This is a genomic window from Vibrio sp. OPT20 (assembly GCF_963889365.1).
In the GTDB taxonomy this organism is placed as follows: Bacteria; Pseudomonadota; Gammaproteobacteria; order Enterobacterales; family Vibrionaceae; genus Vibrio; species Vibrio splendidus.
The window spans coordinates 1-277 of record NZ_CAWPOA010000070.1; the positions used below are offsets into that span (position 1 = coordinate 1).

Sequence of the window (277 nt, forward strand, 5' to 3'; positions counted from 1 at the left end):
GAAAGTCCGGATTTACCTAAACTTTCCGCCTACATACTTGAACCTGGACAACCGTCGCCAGGCCCACCTAGCCTTCTCCGTCCCCCCATCGCAATTGTAAGAAGTACGGGAATATTAACCCGTTTCCCATCGACTACGCCTTTCGGCCTCGCCTTAGGAGTCGACTTACCCTGCCCCGATTAACGTTGGACAGGAACCCTTGGTCTTCCGGCGAGGGAGTTTTTCACTCCCTTTATCGTTACTCATGTCAGCATTCGCACTTCTGATACCTCCAGCA

At 52.3% G+C, this 277-nt stretch carries 1 rRNA gene; it reads right to left on the reverse strand.

Annotated features, from left to right (window positions below):
• Nucleotides 1–277, reverse strand: a 23S ribosomal RNA gene (locus tag AACR09_RS16240); the annotation flags it as partial.